The sequence below is a fragment of the Salinicola sp. NYA28a genome (genome assembly GCF_976982775.1).
Window position 1 is genome coordinate 1,638,029 of sequence record NZ_OZ334582.1, and the last position, 20,194, is coordinate 1,658,222.

Annotated in this window: 15 protein-coding genes; 14 read left to right on the forward strand and 1 reads right to left on the reverse strand. The window is 63.7% G+C overall.

All coding sequences use genetic code 11. The features are described 5' to 3' along the window. Positions 1-66 precede the first annotated feature (66 nt). From ACWHY3_RS07405 to ACWHY3_RS07415, 3 genes are all read left to right on the forward strand, one after another. Positions 67-1,191 carry a ribonuclease D gene (locus tag ACWHY3_RS07405; protein ID WP_448127931.1) on the forward strand — a complete coding sequence of 375 codons (1,125 nt, stop codon included), beginning with the start codon at positions 67-69 and terminating at the stop codon, positions 1,189-1,191. Then, positions 1,191-1,481, forward strand: a complete 291-nt coding sequence (locus ACWHY3_RS07410) for a YcgL domain-containing protein (RefSeq protein ID WP_087717866.1) — start codon at positions 1,191-1,193, stop codon at positions 1,479-1,481. The genes ACWHY3_RS07405 and ACWHY3_RS07410 overlap by 1 nt, the downstream gene beginning before the upstream one ends. A 62-nt stretch (positions 1,482-1,543) precedes the next feature. Next, complete coding sequence (locus tag ACWHY3_RS07415) at positions 1,544-1,999, forward strand: YcgN family cysteine cluster protein (RefSeq protein WP_448127932.1); 456 nt, start codon at positions 1,544-1,546, stop codon at positions 1,997-1,999. A 63-nt stretch (positions 2,000-2,062) separates the two neighbouring features. Here the strand turns inward: ACWHY3_RS07415 and ACWHY3_RS07420 are convergent, their stop codons facing one another. Further along, positions 2,063-4,129, reverse strand: a complete 2,067-nt coding sequence (locus tag ACWHY3_RS07420; RefSeq protein ID WP_448127933.1) for a S9 family peptidase — start codon at positions 4,127-4,129, stop codon at positions 2,063-2,065. 242 nt (positions 4,130-4,371) lie between these two features. Here ACWHY3_RS07420 and ACWHY3_RS07425 point away from each other — a divergent pair, with 242 nt between their 5' ends. The 11 genes from ACWHY3_RS07425 (at position 4,372) to pstC (ending at position 20,178) form a co-directional block, all read left to right on the forward strand. After that, complete coding sequence (locus ACWHY3_RS07425) at positions 4,372-4,830, forward strand: hypothetical protein (protein ID WP_448127934.1); 459 nt, start codon at positions 4,372-4,374, stop codon at positions 4,828-4,830. Positions 4,831-4,891: 61 nt separating this feature from the next. Further along, positions 4,892-6,688, forward strand: a complete 1,797-nt coding sequence (locus tag ACWHY3_RS07430) for a VWA domain-containing protein (RefSeq protein ID WP_448127935.1) — start codon at positions 4,892-4,894, stop codon at positions 6,686-6,688. Between the two features lie 126 nt (positions 6,689-6,814). After that, the gene (locus tag ACWHY3_RS07435; RefSeq protein ID WP_448127936.1) at positions 6,815-8,551 is read left to right on the forward strand and encodes an AMP-binding protein; all 1,737 of its coding nucleotides are present in this window, start codon (positions 6,815-6,817) and stop codon (positions 8,549-8,551) included. An 88-nt stretch (positions 8,552-8,639) separates the two neighbouring features. Beyond that, positions 8,640-12,686: an ATP-dependent RNA helicase HrpA gene (gene hrpA / locus ACWHY3_RS07440; RefSeq protein WP_448127937.1), complete on the forward strand. Its 4,047-nt coding sequence runs from the start codon at positions 8,640-8,642 to the stop codon at positions 12,684-12,686. A gap of 84 nt (positions 12,687-12,770) precedes the next feature. Then, positions 12,771-13,901, forward strand: coding sequence for a beta-ketoacyl-ACP synthase III (locus tag ACWHY3_RS07445; RefSeq protein ID WP_448127938.1), 1,131 nt, complete (start codon positions 12,771-12,773; stop codon positions 13,899-13,901). Next, positions 13,901-14,647, forward strand: coding sequence for an MlaA family lipoprotein (locus tag ACWHY3_RS07450; RefSeq protein WP_303853114.1), 747 nt, complete (start codon positions 13,901-13,903; stop codon positions 14,645-14,647). The genes ACWHY3_RS07445 and ACWHY3_RS07450 overlap by 1 nt, the downstream gene beginning before the upstream one ends. A gap of 16 nt (positions 14,648-14,663) precedes the next feature. Beyond that, positions 14,664-15,803, forward strand: a complete 1,140-nt coding sequence (locus ACWHY3_RS07455; RefSeq protein ID WP_448128146.1) for a PP2C family protein-serine/threonine phosphatase — start codon at positions 14,664-14,666, stop codon at positions 15,801-15,803. Continuing rightward, complete coding sequence (locus tag ACWHY3_RS07460; RefSeq protein WP_071231623.1) at positions 15,796-16,302, forward strand: STAS domain-containing protein; 507 nt, start codon at positions 15,796-15,798, stop codon at positions 16,300-16,302. The genes ACWHY3_RS07455 and ACWHY3_RS07460 overlap by 8 nt, the downstream gene beginning before the upstream one ends. A 253-nt stretch (positions 16,303-16,555) precedes the next feature. Then, entirely contained in the window at positions 16,556-17,770 is a 1,215-nt protein-coding gene (locus ACWHY3_RS07465) for a Bcr/CflA family multidrug efflux MFS transporter (RefSeq protein WP_087717857.1), read from the forward strand. Between the two features lie 319 nt (positions 17,771-18,089). Beyond that, entirely contained in the window at positions 18,090-19,133 is a 1,044-nt protein-coding gene (gene pstS, locus ACWHY3_RS07470; protein WP_087717856.1) for a phosphate ABC transporter substrate-binding protein PstS, read from the forward strand. A 106-nt stretch (positions 19,134-19,239) separates the two neighbouring features. Next, complete coding sequence (gene pstC / locus ACWHY3_RS07475; RefSeq protein ID WP_087718097.1) at positions 19,240-20,178, forward strand: phosphate ABC transporter permease subunit PstC; 939 nt, start codon at positions 19,240-19,242, stop codon at positions 20,176-20,178. The last annotated feature ends 16 nt before the right edge of the window (positions 20,179-20,194 follow it).

The window sequence follows — 20,194 nt, forward strand, 5'->3', positions numbered from 1 at the left end:
CGTCCGCCGAGCCCTCGCTCCGATTTTTTGTAATGCCGGCCGAATGACGGGCCGAGAGGGATCTGAATGAGTTTTGACTATTCGCTGTGTTGGGTCGACACCCCGGAAGGATTGCAGGCCGCTTGCGAGGCGTTGACCACGGCGGATCTCGTCGCCCTGGATACCGAATTCTTCCGGGAGTCGAGCTTTTTTCCCGTGCCGGCGCTGATCCAGCTGACGGCCGGGGAAGTCGTCTATCTGATCGATCCTCAGGCGATCGCGGCAAGTGACGATTTGCGGCAATTGCTGAGCGCCGGCCCGCCGAAACTGATCCACGCCTGCAGCGAGGATCTCGATGTGCTGGCGCTATGGGCAGGCGTGACGGTGGCTCCGCTGGTCGATACGCAGATCGCCGAATCCTTCCTTGGCGCCGACCCGGCCATGGGCTATCGACGCCTGGTCGCGCAGCGTTGCGGCGTCGATCTGCCCAAGGAGGAGACGCGTTCCAACTGGCTCGAGCGCCCGCTCACACCGGCGCAGCTCGATTATGCCGCTCTCGATGTCGTCTATCTTCCGGTGATCTGGGAGCAGCAGCGTCAGGCGTTGGCGACGCTGGGACGCGAGCGCTGGTTCGAGGAAGAGTGCGAGGCGTTGAGCCAGGGTCGCAACGCTGCTGCCGGCGAGCAGTGGTACACCCGCCATCGCCAGCTATGGCGCCTGCAGCCCCGGCAGGTCGAAGCGTATCGGGAGCTGACCGCCTGGCGTGAAACCGAAGTGCGGCGTCGGGATGTGCCGCGGGGCTGGCTGGCCAAGGATAGCGTGCTCTACGCTATCGCCGAGGCCATGCCGAGCAACCGGTATGAACTGGCCGCCGTCGATGGCATGACGCCAAGTCTCGTCAAGCGGGAAGGGGACGCGATGCTGGCGCTGGTCAAGACGGCACGGCACCGCGAGGCGTCCGAACTCTGCGAGCCGCTGCCGGTGCCGACATCCCCTGCCTTCAAGTGCCGCTTTAAGGCGCTGAAAAAGGTCGTACAGACCCGTGCCGAAGCATTGGGGCTGGCACCCGAACGGCTCTCCAACCGAGCGGAAATGGAGGCGGTGGTCACCGCGCATCTCAGGCAGCTGGATTTGCCGTTGCCGACCGGGTGGCGTGGGCAGCAGCTATCGGCCGACTGGAAGCAGGCGCTTGCCGAGCAGGAAGCCGCGTGATGAACGATACCTCCAGGCTCATCTGCGAGATCGTCAAGAGCTCGCGACGGGATGAAATGTATCTCTATCTCGACAAGGCGCGCGGCATGGCGCCGGTGCCCCAGGCGCTGCGCGAGCAATTCGGTCGACCGATCCCGGTGATGACGTTGTTGCTGCGGCCCGAGCGACCGCTGGCGCGGGTCGATGTGGTCAAGGTCATGGCGGCGATCCGGGGGCAGGGGTTCTATCTGCAGATGCCGCCGCCCAAGGATCCCGAGATGCTGGACCTGTTTACCCGGCGGGATGAGTGATCCTGGCCGAACGTAGCACCCGTTCTTCCGGGGCGGCCCTGAGCCAAGGCAAGGAGATTCGTATGCGTGAGCGATTCTGGGAGCGGTTCCCCCTGGAGGAGCTGACCCAACAGGAGTGGGAGGCGTTGTGCGACGGCTGTGGCAAGTGCTGTCTGGTCAAGATGGAAGACGCCGATACGGGAGACGTCGCCACCCTCAACGTGGCCTGTCGGCTTCTGGATATCGGCAGTTGCCGCTGCAGCGACTATGCGCATCGCTTCGAGCGGGTACCCGAGTGTACCCAGTTAAGTCTGGATAACCTGGACCAGTTTCACTGGCTGCCGCACAGCTGTGCCTACCGGCGTCTCGCCGAGGGGCGCAAACTGGCCAGCTGGCATCCATTGCGCAGCGGCAGTGATCGCCGCATGCACGAGCGCAAGATGAGCGTTCGCCATTTCGCCGTCAGCGAAGCCGAGGTCGATGATGCCGACTATGAAGAACACATCATCGACATTATTCCCCTCGACGAGCAACGTTGAACCCTCAGCCGGCGGGATGTCACTCCTCCCGCCGGCGTCCCCCGAGGTGCACTCCCGCTAGCGTCAGACGGCGTCTCGCCCCAGTGCCCATAGGATGAAAGCGTCCTGGCGGGCGTTGTCTCGCCATGCCTTGAATCGTCCTGACGCGCCACCGTGGCCGGCGGCCATGTCGGTACGCAGAAGGACCGGGCCACGCGCGCTGCCGAGTTCCGTCATGCGTGCGTAGAGCTTGGCGGGCTCCCAGTAAGGAACCCGCGAATCGTGCCAGCTGCCCTGCAGCAGGACGCTGGGGTAGGGCTGCGCGTTCAGGTTGTCCAGCGGCGAATAATCGCGGATGCGTCGCCGTACGGCCGGTTCGTCCGGGTTTCCCCACTCCGTGTACTCCGCCGTGGTGAGGGGCAGATCTGGATTTTCCATGGTCCGCAGCACGTCGACGAAAGGCACGTCCAGTACCGCCGCGCAGAACGCCTCCGGCTCGAGATTGAGGCTGGCGCCGACCAGCAGGCCGCCGGCGCTGGCGCCATAGGCTGCGATGTGTTCGGGATCGGCAATTCCTTCGGCGACCAGGGCCTGACGTGCCGCGAGAAAGTCCCTGAAACTGTTCTCCTTGTGCTCCAGCTTGCCCGCCAGATACCAGGGTTCGCCCCGATCGCCGCCGCCGCGTACGTGAGCGACGGCAAACGCGACGCCTCGAGAGAGCAGTTCCAGGCGAGCAATCGAGAACCAGGGATCGAGCACTTCGCCGTACGCGCCGTAGCCATAGAGCAGCGTCGGCATCGGTGCCTGACCGAGCCTGTCGGCTCGGGCCACCACGGAAACGGGAATGCGCTCGCCATCGTGACCTTCGGCCCAGAGCCGCCGGCAGACCAGATCCTCGGGCTGCAGGTCGCCATGCAGCGGCTGAGTCTTGAGCACGTGCTGCTCTCCGCTGTCGAGATCGTGCTCGACCCAGCGTACCGGCAGGGTGAACGACTCTTCGCGCAGCAGCAGCTTGCGGGTATGGAAATCCGGCGTGTCGCCAAGCGCCAGGCTGCAAGGCGCTTCGGGAAGCGGAAGCCGGCTCCCCGGTAGCCCTTCGTCAGCTTGAGCATTCCCGACCGGCTCGGCTTCGCTTCGCTCGATGACGCGAAGGTAGACCTGGGCTTCGTGATGGTCACGTTCGGTGACGACCACGCCCCAGGAAAAGGCATCGACGCCCTCGAGCGTGACCTCCTCGCGGTGCGGGACCAGCGGCGTCCATGAGTCGGGTTGCGAGACGGGGGCCGTGTCCAGTCGGAAATGCGAGCCGTCACGGTTGTGCAGCACGTAAAAGATGTCGTCGCGATGCTCCAGCGTATACTCGACGCCGGTCTCCCGCGGCCGAACGCATGCCGGCGCCGTCCGGGGCGCCGTCGCCGGGATCAGGTGGCACTCCGAGGTGTCCTTCGAGGCGGTCTCCAGTACCAGCCACTGACGGGAGCGTGTCTTGCCCAGCCCGACCCAGAACTCAACATCCGCTTCCTCGAAAATCTTCTCGCAGTGATCGTCCTCCGGCCGCAGAAGCCATACGCTGGCGGGGCGCTGCGTGGCATCGTAACGGGTGAACAGCAACGTCCGGTTATCCTCCGCCCACACCAGATCCGGCCCGATGCGCCTGCGCAGCCGTTGCGGCTCGCCGTCTGGCAGCCGCTTCAGGTAGAGATCGAAATATTCGTTGCCGCTGGCATCTTCCGTCCAGGCCAGCCACTGTTCGTCCGACGAGATCGCCATGTCGCCCAGTTCGAGAAAATCATGGGCCTGGGAGCGAGCTTCCAGGTCCAGCAGCAGCTCGGGCGCGGTATCGCCGTCCCTGGTTTGGCGCCACCACAAGGGGTAGTCGGCATCGGCGGCCGTTTCGCTCCAGTAGCGGAACCGTTCGAGCGTCGTCGGCAAACCGGTGACCTTGAGTTCCCGGCGCGCCAGATGCCCGTCGTAGAGGGCATCTTCCAGCGGTTTCAGCGGGGCAAAGAAAGCATCGCTTTCACGGTTGGCTGCGCGCAGGAATGCCTTGACCTGCGGGTCATCGCGGGACTCCAGCCAGTGCCAGTCGGGATCGTCGCTACGGCGAAAGTGAGCGACGGGCGGTGTTTGTGTCGTCTGCGAGCGGGGCATGGGTCGAGGAAAGGTCCTTTCGGGCAGGCTGTTTCAATGACATCGAAAAAGGAGGCGTCAACGTCGAAAAAGGATACTTCTGACAATCGCGCTTCGACAATGCCGTGGGCCGATTGCCGTCTGTCACGCCAGGAAGGCCGTGCGGCGGGAGAGCCGCATGCCACGTCGGATAGCGGTGCGGCTGTGCTTTATCGGCTTGGAGTGTACCATGTCCCAAATCGTATGAATCGAGAGTCATTGCCATGCTGTTTTCCGATTCCCTGCCGCAACTCTGGTTGAGTTATGGCGTGCTGTCTCTGGTCGTTCTGATCACCGGTTATCTGGGCGTGCGACTGCTGCCGTTGCTGCCGCGTCTCGTGTTGGTGGGCGTCGTCGCCGGCGGGCTGTGGATGGTGGCGCCATTCTCGCTGCCGTTGCTGGAACCGGGAGAGACGTACTCCGGCCTGGCGCCGGCCATCGTGGTCATGGCGGTGGGCGTGCTCCAGCACGATGGCGGCCAGGTCGCCGGCGCACTGCCGCTACTGCTTGCAGGTATCGCGATAGGGGCGGCGTTGGGTCTGGTGGCGTGGCGACTGTTGGCTCGCCGCCGCGATGGAGACGATGCTGACGACGGGCCGCGAGGAGGAAAGCGGAATACGCCGCAGGCGGGGCCGGCGCCGCGAGCGAAAGAGCGGACCCGTCGCGAGCCGGTAGTCAACTGATCCGAAGGTGTTTCGGATGAGGTGATCTCGTTCTGACGTGTATTTCGAAAGGAAGCGAAAAATGCGTGCGTTGTTGTTGATTCTGGTATTGGCGGCGGGGATGTCTCCCGGCTGGGCGCTGGCGCAGACAGCGCCGGACGTGCGAATGGTCATCGACGTTTCCGGCAGCATGAAACAGAACGATCCCGGCAACCTGCGCGCCAATGCACTGGGTTTCGCCGCGACCTTGCTGCCTCCCAGTGCGCGAGGATCGATCTGGACCTTCGGGACCACCGTCGCCAACCCGCTGCCGAATGGTGAGGTCGTCGATGCCTGGCGGGAGCAGGCCGGAAGCATGGCTTCGCAGTTGACCGACTATCAGCAGTTTACGGACATCGAACGCGCGCTGCGGCAGACGGCGGGGGCGACGCCGGACAGCGGCAATCGGCATCTGATCCTGTTGACCGACGGCATGGTCGACCTGCCGGCTTCCGGCAGCGACAAGGCGCAGCGTGACAGCGCTTCACGCCAGCGCATCATCACCGAGCTGGCGCCGGATCTCGCCGCGCGCGGGGTCGTCGTGCATCCCATCGCGCTCTCCAACAACGTCGATCTGCCGCTGCTCGAGCAGATCGCGCAGACCACCGGCGGGCTGGCGGCGGTGGCCGACACGCCCGAAGAGCTGCTGCGGGCCTTCCTGGATGTTCTCGATCGCATCCTGCCGGGCGATCAGGTGCCGATCGACGATCGCCAGCGCTTTAGCGTCGATGACGACATCGACGAGTTCAACGCCTTGCTGTTCCACGCGCCGGGCGTCGATTCGCCGGTTCTGGTCGGCCCCGAGGGGCAGCGTTATTCCCGCGACGATCACCCGGGCTCCGTGGAATGGTTGAGCAGTGACCGTTACGATCTGATCACCGTGCCTGACCCCGCGTCGGGCGAGTGGCAGATCGAAGGCGATATCGGTGCCGACAGTCGTATCGGCATCCACGCCGATACGGTGCTGCGCAGCGAGCCGCTGCCGGCAACGCTCTATCAGGGATTTTCGACCCCGCTGGATGTCTGGCTGGCTTCGGAAGGCAGGACGCTGGCCGCCGACGAGCTTCCGGCGGGGCTGACCGTGCGCGCCGAATTGCGGGATCTCGACGGCGCGACGCTCGCCGAGACGGCGCTGGCCTCGTCCGAGGATCATTTCCGTGGCGAGCTGCCGGGCGCCGATCAGTTGGGTAACGCGCGCTTGACGATTACGGCGCGCAGCGAACGGATGATTCGCCAGCAGGTGCAGCCGGTGAACGTGGTTGCTGCCCTGAGTGCCGTGCTGAGCGAGGATGGCACCCAAATCGTGGTGCGTGCCAATCATCCGGATCTCAATGTCGACAACACCCGGCTGAGCGCAAGCCTCACCGGCCGTTCGCTCGATATACGCCAGACCGGCAATCGGGAATGGACGATCGCGGTGCCGCAGACGGATCCCAACGAGTCGCTGCCGGTCAGGATCACCGCCGAGGCGCAGCTGGATGGCCGCACGTTGCATCTCGATCTCCCGGTGGTGCGCCTCAATCCCGACGCCGCGGTGGGCCTGGGCGGTGCCGATCTCGACCAGGGCGTCGTCAGCGAGTCGCGCCAGCAGGAAGATAGTGCAGATGCCGATGACGGTAATGACTTCGCTGATGGATTGACCCCTTCGCAGATGGCCGATATCGCCGTCGACAAGGCCCAGCAGGGATGGCGACTGGCCAGACCTTACGTGGAAACCTACGCTCAGCGACCGGTGACGTGGATCGTCATTGCGGCGCTTTTGCTGCTGTGGATGCTGCTACGCTGGCGGCGAGCGGCGAAACGACGCCGTCTAGCGCGGCGCGAAGAGCCCTCGGTCTAACCACGCCGACGTACGATGGGACTGCCCGAACGACGGTTTGCGGTTTCCTTACAACCTTGGTGGCAGCGCCTCGCCGGTCCGATCCTGTTATAAGGTCGAGTAACCGACACGAATCAAGGAGATCCTATGAGCGACAGCGTCAGCCCGTGCATCGAAACGGGAGCGCCGCTGGAGGGCATGGAGGCGTTCGAGTCGATCAACGACATCATCGCCGAGGCGTGCCGCCGATTCGTCGACCATCCGGCCTTCAGTTGCCTGGGTCACACCTTGAGCTATCGTGACGTCGATCGGCTTTCCGGCGATTTTGCCGCCTGGCTGCAGCAGGAAACCGACCTGAAGCCCGGCGACCGGATCGCGATCCAGCTGCCCAACGTGCTGCAGTTCCCGGTGGCGGTGTTCGGTGCGCTACGTGCCGGACTGGTGGTCGTCAATACCAACCCTCTCTACACCGAGCGCGAGATGCGTCATCAGTTTCGCGATGCCGGCGTCAAGGCGGTGGTGGTGCTGGCCAACATGGCCCACAAGCTGGAGAAGGTGCTCGACCAGACCGATATCCGCCATGTCTACGTGACCGAGATGGCGGATCTCCATCCCTGGCCGAAAAGGTCGCTGATCAATGGCGTGGTACGGTACGTCAAGAAGCTGGTGCCTGCCTATTCGCTCCCCGGCTCGATCGGTTTCCGGCATACGCTCTCCGTCGGCAGCCGGCATCAGGTGAAGGTGGTCGCCAGCCGCGGCGACGACGTGGCGGCGCTGCAGTACACCGGCGGCACCACCGGCGTCGCCAAGGGGGCGATGCTGACCCACCGCAACCTGATCGCCAACATGCTGCAGACCAAGCAGGTGGTCGGCAAGGCGCTGACCGAGGGAGAGGAGACGATCATTGCGCCTCTGCCTTGCTATCACATCTATACCTTTACGGTGAACTGCCTGTTCGCGATGGTTACCGGACAGCACAACGTTCTGATCCCCAACCCTCGTGATCTCCCCGGATTCGTCAAGACGCTGTCCAGGACGCCTTTCACGGTATTCGTGGGGCTCAATACCCTGTTCAATGCGCTCTGTCAGCGCGACGACTTCAAGGCGCTCGATTTCTCCGGCCTCAAGATGACGATTTCCGGCGGCATGGCGTTGACCCATACCGTGGCCCAGCGCTGGGAGCAGACCACCGGTAATGGCATCGTCGAAGGTTACGGCCTGACCGAAACCTCGCCCATTGCGCTGGTCAATCCGCCCGAGGCGACACAGATCGGTACCATCGGCAAGCCGGTGCCCGGCACCTCGGTCAAGATCGTCGATGACGACGGACGGGCACTGCCACGTGGCGAGCGCGGCGAGCTTTGCGTCAAGGGGCCGCAGGTCATGAAGGGCTACTGGAACCGCCCGGAAGACACGGCCAGAACGCTGGATGCCGACGGCTGGCTGCGTACGGGCGACATGGCGATGATACTCGACGACGGCTACGTCAAGATCGTCGATCGCAAGAAGGACATGATTCTGGTCTCGGGATTCAACGTCTATCCCAACGAGATCGAGGAGGTCGTCGCGGGCCATCCCGATGTCGTCGAGGCCGCGGCGGTGGGGGTCCCCGACGAGGAGACCGGAGAAGCCATCAAGCTGTTCGTGGTGGCGCGCAACGACAGTCTCGACCCGCAGGCATTACGCCAGTGGTGCAAGCAGGAGCTGACCGGCTACAAGGTGCCCAAGTTCGTGGAGCTGCGTGACGAGCTGCCCAAGAGCAACGTGGGCAAGGTGCTGCGTCGGGAACTGCGCGACGAGTCGGGGAATAGCGAAGCCGTGGCTGCCCGACCGGTCGGCGATACGCCATCGACGGAGCGTCAATCCTCCTCGGACGTGAGTTGATCCGCCGACGGCGCTATAATGACGGGTTCGCCATCGCCTTTGGTGGCGGCCCGTTTCTGCCGTTATCTCGCCGACGTAGAGGATCTCTTTGAGCGCTATCGCTTCCCCTTCACTGCAAGCCCTGAATGATCTGGAAACTCGCCTGGATGGCTGTCTGCTGCGTGACGCCCACGAGCAGCGCCAGCGGCTCCGGCGTCTGGCTCGGCGTGCCCGAGACGGCAAGCCGATCGACCGGTCGCTGAAGGAGATCGAGTCGCGGCTGGCTGCCTCCAGCGAGGTGCTCGCGCGTCGCCGGAGCCAGCCAGTGACGCTGGAATACCCCGAGTCGCTGCCGGTTGCGGCCAGGCGCGAGACGATTCTCGAAGCGCTGCGCGACCATCAGGTGGTGGTGGTGGCCGGCGAGACCGGCTCCGGCAAGACCACGCAGCTACCCAAGCTCTGTCTGGAACTGGGCCTGGGGCGTCGGGGCATGATCGGTCATACCCAGCCACGCCGGCTGGCGGCGCGCTCGGTGGCTTCGCGCCTGGCCGAGGAGCTCGAGGTGCCGCTGGGCGAGCAGGTCGGCTATCAGGTGCGCTTCACCGATCAGAGCAGCGACGACACCCTGGTCAAGCTGATGACCGACGGCATTCTGCTGGCCGAGACGCAGCACGACCCCGATCTCATGCGCTACGAGGCGATCATCATCGATGAAGCCCACGAGCGCAGTCTCAACATCGACTTCCTGCTGGGCTATCTCAAGCGGCTGACGGCCCGCCGGCCCGATCTCAAGGTGATCATCACGTCGGCAACCATCGACGTCGAGCGTCTGTCGCGGCATTTCGCCATCGAGCGTGACGGCAAGACCCAGCCGGCGCCGGTGGTGGAAGTGTCCGGGCGGGCGTATCCGGTGGAGGTGCATTATCGGCCGCTGGTACGCGAATCCCGGGAAGAAGAGGACCTGACGCTGCAGGAGGGAATCCTGGCAGCGGTCGAAGAAGTTGAGCGCATCGAACGCGAAAAGCGCTGGTACAGCGGTCCGCGCGATATCCTGATCTTTCTGCCCGGCGAGCGGGACATTCGCGAAACCGCCGACGTGCTGCGGCGCGCCGATCTCAAGAGCACCGAGATTCTGCCGCTCTATGCGCGGCTCTCCAACGCCGAACAGAACCGGGTGTTCCAGTCTCACGCCGGCCGTCGTATCGTGCTCTCCACCAATGTCGCCGAGACCTCGTTGACCGTGCCCGGTATCCGCTACGTGATCGATCCCGGCCTGGTTCGCATGAGCCGCTACAGCGCGCGGGCCAAGGTCCAGCGCCTGCCGATCGAGCCGGTCAGCCAGGCCAGCGCCAATCAGCGCAAGGGGCGCTGCGGGCGTGTCGCCGAAGGGGTCTGTATTCGGCTCTACAGTGAAGAGGATTTTCTTTCCCGCCCCGAATTCACCGAGCCCGAGATTCAGCGCACCAACCTGGCCTCGGTGATTCTGTCGATGCTGTCGCTCAAGCTGGGCGACGTATTCGACTTCCCGTTCGTCGACGCGCCGGATGCCCGCTTCGTCAAGGATGGCTATCGGCTGCTGTTCGAGCTGGGGGCGGTGGATGACGCCGAGCGTATCACCGGCCTGGGGCGGCAGCTGTCGCGGCTGCCGATCGATCCGCGCCTGGCGCGGATGGTGCTGGCGGGAGAACGCTTCCAGTGCCTGCGCGAAGTGCTGATCGTGGTCAGCGCGCTGGCGACGCAGGATCCCCGCGAGCGGCCGGCGGAAAAGCGCCAGGCCGCCGATCAGCGCCATAAGCAGTGGGAAGACCCCAACTCCGACTTCGTCGCCTGGCTCAACCTGTGGCATGGCTTCGATGCCATGCGCGAGACGCTGTCGAGCAACCAGCTGCGACGCTGGTGCCGCGAACAGTATCTGAATTATCTGCGGCTGCGCGAATGGCACGATACCTATCGCCAGTTGCGTCAGCTGACCCGCGAGATGAAGCTCGAGCTGACGAGCGCCGTGCAACCCGATGACGACGAGCCGTCACGGCCGGCCGACAGCGGCTCCGGCGACTCGGTGTCGGAAGAGTCAGCAGCGGCCAGGCTGCCCCGGTTCGATACGCAACGTCTACATCAGGCTCTGTTGTCCGGGTTGCTCTCCAACCTGGGGCAGTTGCAGCCGGAAAGCCGCGAATTCCTCGGCGCCAGAAACCGGCGCTTCCTGATCCACCCAGCGTCAGGGCTTTCGCGCAAGCCGCCCAAGTGGATCATGGCCGGCGAGCTGGTGGAGACCAGCCGTCTCTATGCCCGTGACGTGGCCAGAATCAAGCCGGAGTGGATCGAGCCGCAGGCGGCCCATCTGATCAAGCGCAGCTATAGCGAGCCGCATTGGGAGCGCAAGCGGGCCCAGGTGGTGGCGCTGGAGCAGGTCACGCTCTTCGGCTTGCCGATCGTGACCGGTCGTCGCGTGGATTACGCCAAGGTGGCGCCGGAAGAAGCGCGAGAGATTTTTCTGCGGCGCGCACTGGTGGAAGGGGATTATCAGACCAAGGCTGCATTCTTCGCACATAACCGGGCGATGGTCGCCGAGGTCGAGGAGCTCGAGGATCGGGCACGCAAGCGCGATATCCTGATCGACGAAGAGACCCTGTTCGCCTTCTACGACGAACGGGTTCCTCGGGAGGTCGCCGGCGGGCGCAGCTTCGAGAACTGGCGCAAGCAGGCCGAGCGCGACACGCCGGATATCCTCAAGCTGGACAAGGCGTCGTTGATGGCGCGGGAGGCCGACGATGTCAGCGTCGAGCAGTACCCGGACGAGCTCGTGTTCAACGGCGTTCGCTATCCGCTGAGCTATCACTTCGCCCCGGGCGCCAGCGATGACGGTGTCACCCTGACCGTGCCCGCGGTGATGCTCGCCCAGTTGCCGCCAGGTCGCTTGAGCTGGCTGGTGCCGGGCCTGCTGCGCGAGAAGTGCATCGCGCTACTCAAGGCGCTGCCCAAGGCGATGCGCCGCCAGGTCGTGCCGATTCCGGACTGGGTCGATGCCGCGCTCGCCACCTTGACGCCGGACGAGCGCCCGGTCGAGGAGGCGTTGGGCGAGTTTTTGCGAATCAAGACCGGCACGCGCCTGGATGCGTCTGTCTGGCGTCTCGATCAGCTCGATCCGCATCTGCTCATGAACCTGCGCGTGGTCGATCATCACGGCACGGTATTGGGGGAAGGACGCGATCTGCATGCCCTGCAGAAACGCTTCGGCGAGGCGGCGGCAGCAGGGGCCAGGGCGCTGGCGGAAACGCCACGGGAGAGTGCCGAACGTCTCGACGATCTCCCGGAAACGGCCCTGCCGGATTCTCGTACGACCCACCAGGCCGGCATCCAGGTGGAAGTCTATCCGGCACTGGTGGCTAACGGTGACGACCTGACTGTCGCCTGGTTCGACCATGCCGAGCGCGCGGCGACGGCGCACCGCGACGGTCTGGTGCAGCTGGCTCGCCGTCGGCTTCCCGATACGGTGCGCTATATCCAGCGGGAGCTGCCGAAGCTCAAGCAGTGCGCGCTACTGTTCGCCAAGGTCGGCAGTCAGGAGCAGTTGTCGCGCGATGTGATCGACGCCTGCCTGGCGCAGACCGTGGCCGCCGATCCGCTGCCGCGGTCCCGCGAGGCGTTCGATGCCCGTCTCGAAAGCTGGCGTGGCGAGCTGGTCGCGTATGCCGAGTCGCTGCTGGAAGACCTGCACAAGGCGTTGCAGGGGCACCTGGCAGTGACCAAGGCGCTCAAGGGCAATGTCACGCTGGCGCTGGCTCTGACCTACAGTGATCTCAAGGCGCAGATGCAGCGGCTCGTCTATCCCGGCTTCGTGCGCGACGCCGGCGCCTGGCTGAGCCATTACCCGCGCTACATGCAGGCAGCGGAAATCCGGCTCGAGAAGGCGCCTCGGGACCTGCGCCGGGACCAGCTGTCGATGCAGCAGGTACAGGCCTGGGAGGCGCGGGTCGATGCGCGTAAGCAGCAGACCCACCGCGACGGCATCGTCGATGCCGATCTGGTCGAGTTCGGCTGGTGGCTGCAGGAGTGGCGAGTCTCGCTATTCGCCCAGCAGTTGGGCACGCTGGAGAGCGTGTCGGAAAAGCGCCTGGCGCGGCGCTGGCAGGAAATGACCGGGCAGACCGTATGATCGTCGAGGGTCGCCACACTGCATCCGCTGCGGCTGGATGCGCATAAGGATCAATGCGGCCAATGCCGCGAGAGGTAACAGCCGATGACGCAAGCCGTGATTACCGCGACGGGCCTTTTCACGCCGCCGGATTCGATCGACAACGCCGAATTGGTCGCCAGCTTCAATGCCTGGGTCGACTCGGAGAATGCGCGACAGGCGGAGGCGATCGCCCGCGGCGAACGCGAGCCGCTGGCACACTCGAGCGAGGCCTTCATCGTCAAGGCGTCGGGTATCGAGAGTCGCTACGTAATGGAGGCCAGCGGTATCCTGGATCCTGAGCGGATGCGGCCGAGGATTCCCGAGCGGCCCAACGACACGCTCTCGGTGCAGGCCGAGATGGGGGTGGCTGCCGCTCGCCAGGCGCTGGACGAGGCCAGTATCCGCGCCGATCAGGTCGATCTGATCATCGTCGCCTGTTCCAATCTCCAGCGGCCCTATCCGGCGGTCGCGGTCGAGCTTCAGGCGGCACTGGGCGCCGGAGGCTATGCGTTCGACATGAACGTGGCGTGTTCCAGCGCGACGTTCGCCATCGATATGGCGACCAATGCGATCCGGGCGGGCAGCCTGGAGCGGGTGTTGGTGGTGAACCCCGAGATCTGTTCGGCGCATCTCAACTTCCGCGACCGCGACAGTCACTTCATCTTCGGTGACGCCTGTACCGCCATCTTGCTGGAGGCGGATCATCTCGCTCAGGATCGCGAGCATTTCACGGTACTCGGCACGCGTCTGGTGACCCAATTCTCCAACGCCATTCGCAACAATTTCGGGTTTCTCAATCGTCTCGCCGATGAACCCGAGCAGACATTGGACAAGCTTTTCGTTCAGGAAGGGCGCAAAGTGTTCAAGGAGGTCTGCCCGATGGTCGCTTCGCTGATTCTCGATCACCTGGAGAGCCAGGCGCTGACGGGAGATTCGGTCAAGAAACTGTGGCTTCATCAGGCCAATCGTCATATGAATGACCTGATCGCTCAGCGGGTGCTGGGGCGAGAAGCCTCGGAGACAGAAGCGCCGGTGATTCTCGACCGTTACGCCAATACCAGCTCGGCAGGATCGATCATCGCTTTTCACCTGCATCGAGACGATCTGCAGGAGGGCGACGTGGGGGTGGTGTGTTCCTTCGGTGCGGGCTACAGTGCGGGCAGTGTGATACTGCGTAAAGGGAATGCGTGTTAATGAAATCGATCCATTGGCTGGGTGGCGTCTGTGTCGCTGCAGCGTTGAGCGGCTGCGCCTCGACGGGGCAGGATTCCAATCCTCAGGACCCTTGGGAAGGCTTCAACCGGGGCGTCTATCAGTTCAACGACACGCTTGATCGCTATGCGCTGAAACCGATCGCCCAGGGTTACGACACCGTCACGCCGGATCCGGTCCAGGATGGCGTGGGTAACTTCTTCTCCAACCTGGGCGAGATCCGTACCGTCTTCAATAGCATCCTCCAGTGGCAGTGGGGCAACGCTGGCGTGGCGTCCGGCCGTTTCCTGGTCAATACCATTCTCGGCGTCGGCGGCGTTCTCGACCCGGCCACGCGAATGGGCCTGGACGAGAACGAGGAAGACTTCGGCCAGACGCTGGGCGTCTGGGGTGTCGATTCCGGCCCCTACTTGGTGCTGCCGATCCTGGGGCCGAGTACCGTTCGCGACACCAGCGGTCTCCCGGTCGATATGTATACCTATCCGGTCACCTATGTGGAGGACGATAAATGGCGTTACGGCCTGACCTTCCTGCGCTACGTGGATCTGCGTGCCAGCCTGCTCGACCAGGAGGCGTTGATTCAGGGGGACCGCTACAGCTTCATTCGCGACGCTTATCTCCAGCGTCGGCAGTTCGAGGTCACCAACGGCGCAGCGGGGGAGGATCCCTTCGCCAGCGGCGGTTTCGGTGACGATTTCGAATATAGTGAAGACGACTTCGCCGAGTAGACCCGTGTCCAAGACGCTGTCGGACGAGTTGCCCGTGATCGGGCTGATCGATCTGCCCGGACCGGATCGCGAGCGGTTGGCGGAAGAGCTTTCTCGCCTCGACGTTGAGGTGCGAGTGGCCGTTTCGGTCTCGACCTTGCCGGCGCACTGCGATCTGGTCGTTGCGCATGTGCGGGCCGTCTCCCACGATGGCTGGGAGCGGCTTGCCGTCGGGCGTCCGACCATCGTGATCAGCGAGAGTCGTCGCGATGGCGATCTGCACAAGGCGCTCGATGCAGGCCTGATCGACTATCTGGTCGAGCCATTGAAGCATGCCGATATTCTGCGGCGTCTGGTTGAGCGAGCCCTGGAACTGGATCGGTTGTCGCGTGATCATAGCCAGAGCCGGGCAGAGCTCGAGGCGCTCAATGAACGTCTCGAGAAGCATCTCGCCATGCTGCGGGACGATCAGCGTGCGGGAGGCCACGTGCAGCGCAAGTTGCTGCCGCCCCAGGGCGTTACGCACCTTGGCGTGCGCTGTGACTACTGGTTCGCGCCATCCCTGTACCTGTCGGGCGATTTTCTGGATTTCCAGCGCTGCGACGACCGTTACAGTTTCTTCTACTTTGCCGACGTCGCCGGGCACGGCTCCTCGTCGGCGTTCGTTACCGTGCTTCTGCGGTATCTCTGCAACCGCTGGCTGGCCCAGTGGCGCACATTGTTGCCGGAGGCATTTCCGTCCCGATGGTTGGGTGAGCTCAACCGCGAGCTGCTCGAGACCGGAATCGGCAAGCATGCGACGGTCTTTGCCGGGGTGCTGGACCACGAGCGTCGTTTTCTGCACTATGCGCTCGGCGCTCAATTACCTATGCCGATTCTGCAGGCTGAGGGGCGTAGCGCTTATCTGGGAGGCGAGGGGCCTCCCGTGGGGTTGTTTCCCGATGTCGAGTACCCCATCTATGGTTGTCCCTTGCCGGAATCGTTTCGACTCTGGTTCTGCTCCGACGGCATTCTCGAGTGTCTGCCGGCGGATTCACTGGACGCGCGGCTCAAGGAACTCGAGCGCCGCACGACACACTGCACCAGCGTCGACGATCTGAGGGAAGGGTTGGCGCTGGGGGATCCTCTGCCGGATGATCTCAGCATGATGACACTGAGTGGTTTCGACCATGATTGAAGGGCGAATCAAGGCGGCCTTCGAGTCGGGCGTATTTGTGCTCAAGCTGTGCGGTGACGTGCGGCTGACGCTGTGTGCCACCCTGGATGCCGAGGCCCAGCGCCTGGCGGAACTGCCGGGGCTGCGCGCGGTGATGGTCGATCTGCGCGAGGCAACCAATGTCGATTCGACCGCGCTGGGCTTTCTGGCCAAGGTGGCGATGGCCGTACAGGGGCGGCTGGATGACCCACCCACGATCATCGCCGAACATCCGGACGTGCGGCGCATGCTGGATGTGATGGGATTCGCGCGCTATTTCACGCTGCTGGAAGCCCCGCTGACCGAGCCGTCGGAGCTGGACGAGCTGCCCCATGTCGAGGCGGATGAAAATGACATCCAGCGGCGAATCCTCGAGGCTCACCGCATCCTCATGCGTATGAGCGAGCACAATCGGCACGAGTTTCAGCCGTTCGTCGAACTGCTCGAGTCACAGCGCACCAACGCGCCATCGCGCGGCTGATCCGAACGATTAGGTGCCGGGCATGACGAGCTGTCGGGCCGGAAACAGAAGCACCAGCCATGAGCCGGGACCGGGCAGCCTTCCGCGGCAGCCTCAGGATCGTGTTTAGAATGCTATGTTGTGATTATCGGGTGTCGAACCTTCGCGCCTTGCCGCTTTGGCAAGGCGTTTTTGCTTGATTTCCCATGGGTTCCTTCCAGTTTGCCTCCGGCAGGAAAATCGGAGTGAGGCGCCGGAGTGTTAAGGAGAGAGTGTGACGACTTTGAGCGCACGCCGTCTGGCGTTTTTGGTCGCAGCCAATACGGCGCTGGCGCCGCTGGCAATCGATGCCTATCTGCCGGCGATGCCGTCACTGGCTGCTTCGATTGGTGCCAGCGTGCATCATACGGAGCTGTCTCTCAGCGTCTTTCTGTTCGGATTCGCGCTTGGTCAGCTGATTTGCGGGCCGCTTTCGGATCGCTTCGGCCGTAAGCCGGTGTTGATGCTGGGGCTAGGCGTCTTCTTCATCGCCAGTCTGGCGCTGACCCAGGTGGGTTCGCTGGCGACACTGTGGGGGTGGCGGTTCGTGCAGGCGCTGGGCGGCGGGGCCTGCGTGGTGAATTCCGCGGCGATCGTGCGTGACCGATTCAGTGGCCGCGAGGCAGCCAAGGTGATGTCCACCATGGTAATGATCCTGATGATGGCGCCGCTGGTGGCACCCGCCATCGGCAGTGCGTTGCTGAATCTGGCGGACTGGTGGCTGATTTTCCTTTTTCTCGCCGTCTATGCCGCGTTCGTGCTGTGGCTGCTGGGGCGCTATCTCCCGGAAACCCATGGACGCGATCCGCAGGCGCCTTCGGCACGTCAGATCCTCGGCAACTACGTCAGCGTGCTTCGGCATCGCGAAGCGATGGGGTACATCGGTGCGGTGTCGATGTCGTTTGCCGGCATGTTCGCGTTCATCACCGGCTCTCCTTATCTGTACATGGAGCACTACGGGCTTTCGACCACGCTCTATCCTTTCGTCTTCGGCGCCAACATCCTGATCATGGCATCGTCCAGCCGGCTCAATATCCGGCTGCTGAAGACGCGCACACCGCAGCAGAATCTGCTCCTGGGGCTGGGAATCCAGCTCACGGCGGGGTTACTGCTGGTCTCCATGGTGGCGACGGGGCTGGACTCCATCTTCACCGTCGCGCCGCTGATGGTGGTGTTCGTGGGCATGCAGGGGCTGATCAGCCCCAATGCGATGTCGTCGATGCTGGATCATTTCCCGCGCATGAGCGCGACGGCGACCGCGTTGCAAGGCTGTCTGCAGTTTACTTGCGGCGCCGTCTCGGGGGCGCTGGTAGGGGCCTTTGAACTGGCCAGCGCCTGGCCGACGGTGCTGACGATGCTGGGCGCCACGCTACTGGGCAATGTTGCCGTTCGCATGCTGGCCGGCCGGGCGCTCAAACGCCGTGTCGTGTCTGACGAGATGACATCCTGAGCCGTTACCCGAAGCGGCGATATCGTTACCCGATTTGACGTTTGTCATCCTGTTGTCATCAAACCTTGCCACTGTGGTGGCGCGAAGGTTGTCACGGTAATGCTCCGTCAAAGAACCATCGACGATCCTGAAGACTTCGGGCAATCGTTCGATGGTTTTTTCATAACAGGGCGGGCACGACCTCGAAACCTTCGCGATAGTTGCTACATCGGTGTCATAAAACTGTCACGACACTGAAGTACGGTGTGTGCTGAGAGTGTTGGCAACCTTCGCAACGTCGTTATCGCTCACGCATTCAAGGTGGAAACAGGATATCGCTATGCTTAAACACGTCTTCGCAACGCTCATTTCCGGATCGCTGGTTCTGGGTGCCGCTGGTGTTCAGGCCCAGGAAGCCATTACCGGCGCCGGCGCAACCTTCCCGTACCCGGTCTATTCGCAGTGGGCGGACGCCTACCAGGATGAATCCGGTGTCGGCCTCAACTATCAGGCGATCGGTTCCGGTGGCGGCATTCAGCAGATCGTCGCCAAGACGGTCACCTTCGGCGCCAGCGATGCACCGATGACCAAGGAAGAGCTCGACGAGAACGGCCTGATGCAGTGGCCGATGGTCATGGGCGGCGTGGTCGCGGCATTCCACGTCGAAGGTATCGAAGGGGGTTCGCTCAACCTGGACGGCCCGACGCTGGCCGACATCTACCAGGGCAAGATCACCAGCTGGGACGACGAGGCGATCGCCAAGCTGAACCCGAACATGGATCTGCCGGATACCCAGATCACGCCGGTCTACCGTGCGGAAGGCTCGGGCACCAACTTCCTGTTCACGCATTACCTGTCCCAGGTCAGCGAAGATTTCGCCAACAACGTGGGTGAAGGCAAGTCCGTCGCGTGGCCGGCCGGTGTCGGCGCCAAGGCGAACGCTGGTGTCGCCAGCCAGATCGCCAACACCAATGGCGCGATCGGTTATGTCGAGTTCGCTTACGCGGCCCAGAACGACCTGAGCCTGGTGCACCTGAAGAACCAGGCCGGCGAAGTCGTTGCGCCGAGCATGGAATCGTTCATGGCTGCTGCCGCCAACGCCGACTGGAAGGCCGCGCCGGGCATGTATCTGGTGCTGACCAACCAGCCGGGTGACGAAAGCTGGCCGATCACCGGTGCGTCTTTCATCCTGATGCACAAGGAAGTCCAGGACGCCGACGCTGCGCGTCAGGCACTGGAATTCTTCGACTGGGCCTACAACAACGGCAGCGAGATGGCTCAGGAGCTGGACTACGTGCCGATGCCGGAGAACGTCGCCGAGATGGTTCGCGACAGCTGGAGCGAAATCCAGGGTCCGGATGGCGGCGCTGTCTGGAACCAGTAATCCCTGCATGACATGCCGCGACGGTGGGCGGGATACCGCCTCCGTCGCGGCGCTGTATCGAATGCCGCCGGTTGGCGGCATGTTGGCAAGTCGATGAGGAATGAAGATGGCCACCTCCAACGCGATTCAAGCCAGCGGCCTGGGGCATCTCAGCGATGCTGCCCGCAAGCGGCTACGACGCAAGGCACGCATCGATGTATGGTTCGAGCGCACGCTGTTCGCGTTCGCCTTTGCCGTGCTGCTGCTGCTCGGGGCGATCATCGCGTCATTGATGTTGTCCAGCTGGCCGGCAATCCAGCGTTACGGCCTGGACTTTCTTACGGAAAACCGCTGGGCGGCCAACGTCGAGGTCTTTGGCGCACTGCCGGCAATCTACGGGACGCTGCTGACGTCGTTCATCGCGATCGTCATTGCCGTGCCGGTCTCTTTCGGCATCGCTATCTTCCTGACCGAGCGATGCCCCGGGTTCCTGCGTCAGCCGCTGAGCACGTTGATCGAGCTGCTGGCAGGTATCCCATCAATCATTTACGGCATGTGGGGTATGGAAGTGCTGGCACCGTTGCTGCGCACCTGGTTCCCTACGGTCTTTCCCGCCGGTACCGGTCTGACGACGGCGGGCATCATTCTGGCCGTGATGATCATTCCCTTCATCACGGCGGTAAGCCGGGACGTGATCAATACCGTGCCTGCGGTCATGCGCGAGTCCGCCTACGGGCTGGGCTGCACGACCTGGGAAGTGACGCGGCGCGTGATTCTGCCGTCGGTGAAAGGCGGTCTGGTCGGCGGTGTCGTCCTCGGTCTGGGGCGTGCGCTGGGCGAGACCATGGCGGTAACGTTCGTGATCGGCAACAACCTGTTCCTGAACACGACTCTGACCGGGCAGGGCACGTCGATCGCAGCCTTGATCGCCAACCAGTTCTCCGAGTCGGACGGCACTCAGCGCTCGGCGCTGCTGGCGCTCGGTCTGATTCTGTTCCTGATCACCTTTGCAGTACTGGCGTTCGCGCGCTATCTGCTGCGCAACAGTACCGGTCGCCACGCGTAAGCGGCAGGAGAGAGCC

What these genes read in the sequence shown, in the direction of transcription:
- pstS (WP_087717856.1), top strand. Translation starts at nt 18,090, where the DNA reads ATGCTTAAACACGTCTTCGCAACGCTCATTTCCGGATCGCTGGTTCTG.
- ACWHY3_RS07435 (WP_448127936.1), top strand. Translation starts at nt 6,815, where the DNA reads ATGAGCGACAGCGTCAGCCCGTGCATCGAAACGGGAGCGCCGCTGGAG.
- ACWHY3_RS07430 (WP_448127935.1), top strand. Translation starts at nt 4,892, where the DNA reads ATGCGTGCGTTGTTGTTGATTCTGGTATTGGCGGCGGGGATGTCTCCC.
- ACWHY3_RS07410 (WP_087717866.1), top strand. Translation starts at nt 1,191, where the DNA reads ATGAACGATACCTCCAGGCTCATCTGCGAGATCGTCAAGAGCTCGCGA.
- ACWHY3_RS07460 (WP_071231623.1), top strand. Translation starts at nt 15,796, where the DNA reads ATGATTGAAGGGCGAATCAAGGCGGCCTTCGAGTCGGGCGTATTTGTG.
- ACWHY3_RS07420 (WP_448127933.1), bottom strand. Translation starts at nt 4,129, where the DNA reads ATGCCCCGCTCGCAGACGACACAAACACCGCCCGTCGCTCACTTTCGC.
- ACWHY3_RS07425 (WP_448127934.1), top strand. Translation starts at nt 4,372, where the DNA reads ATGCTGTTTTCCGATTCCCTGCCGCAACTCTGGTTGAGTTATGGCGTG.
- ACWHY3_RS07450 (WP_303853114.1), top strand. Translation starts at nt 13,901, where the DNA reads ATGAAATCGATCCATTGGCTGGGTGGCGTCTGTGTCGCTGCAGCGTTG.
- ACWHY3_RS07445 (WP_448127938.1), top strand. Translation starts at nt 12,771, where the DNA reads ATGACGCAAGCCGTGATTACCGCGACGGGCCTTTTCACGCCGCCGGAT.
- pstC (WP_087718097.1), top strand. Translation starts at nt 19,240, where the DNA reads ATGGCCACCTCCAACGCGATTCAAGCCAGCGGCCTGGGGCATCTCAGC.
- ACWHY3_RS07415 (WP_448127932.1), top strand. Translation starts at nt 1,544, where the DNA reads ATGCGTGAGCGATTCTGGGAGCGGTTCCCCCTGGAGGAGCTGACCCAA.
- ACWHY3_RS07405 (WP_448127931.1), top strand. Translation starts at nt 67, where the DNA reads ATGAGTTTTGACTATTCGCTGTGTTGGGTCGACACCCCGGAAGGATTG.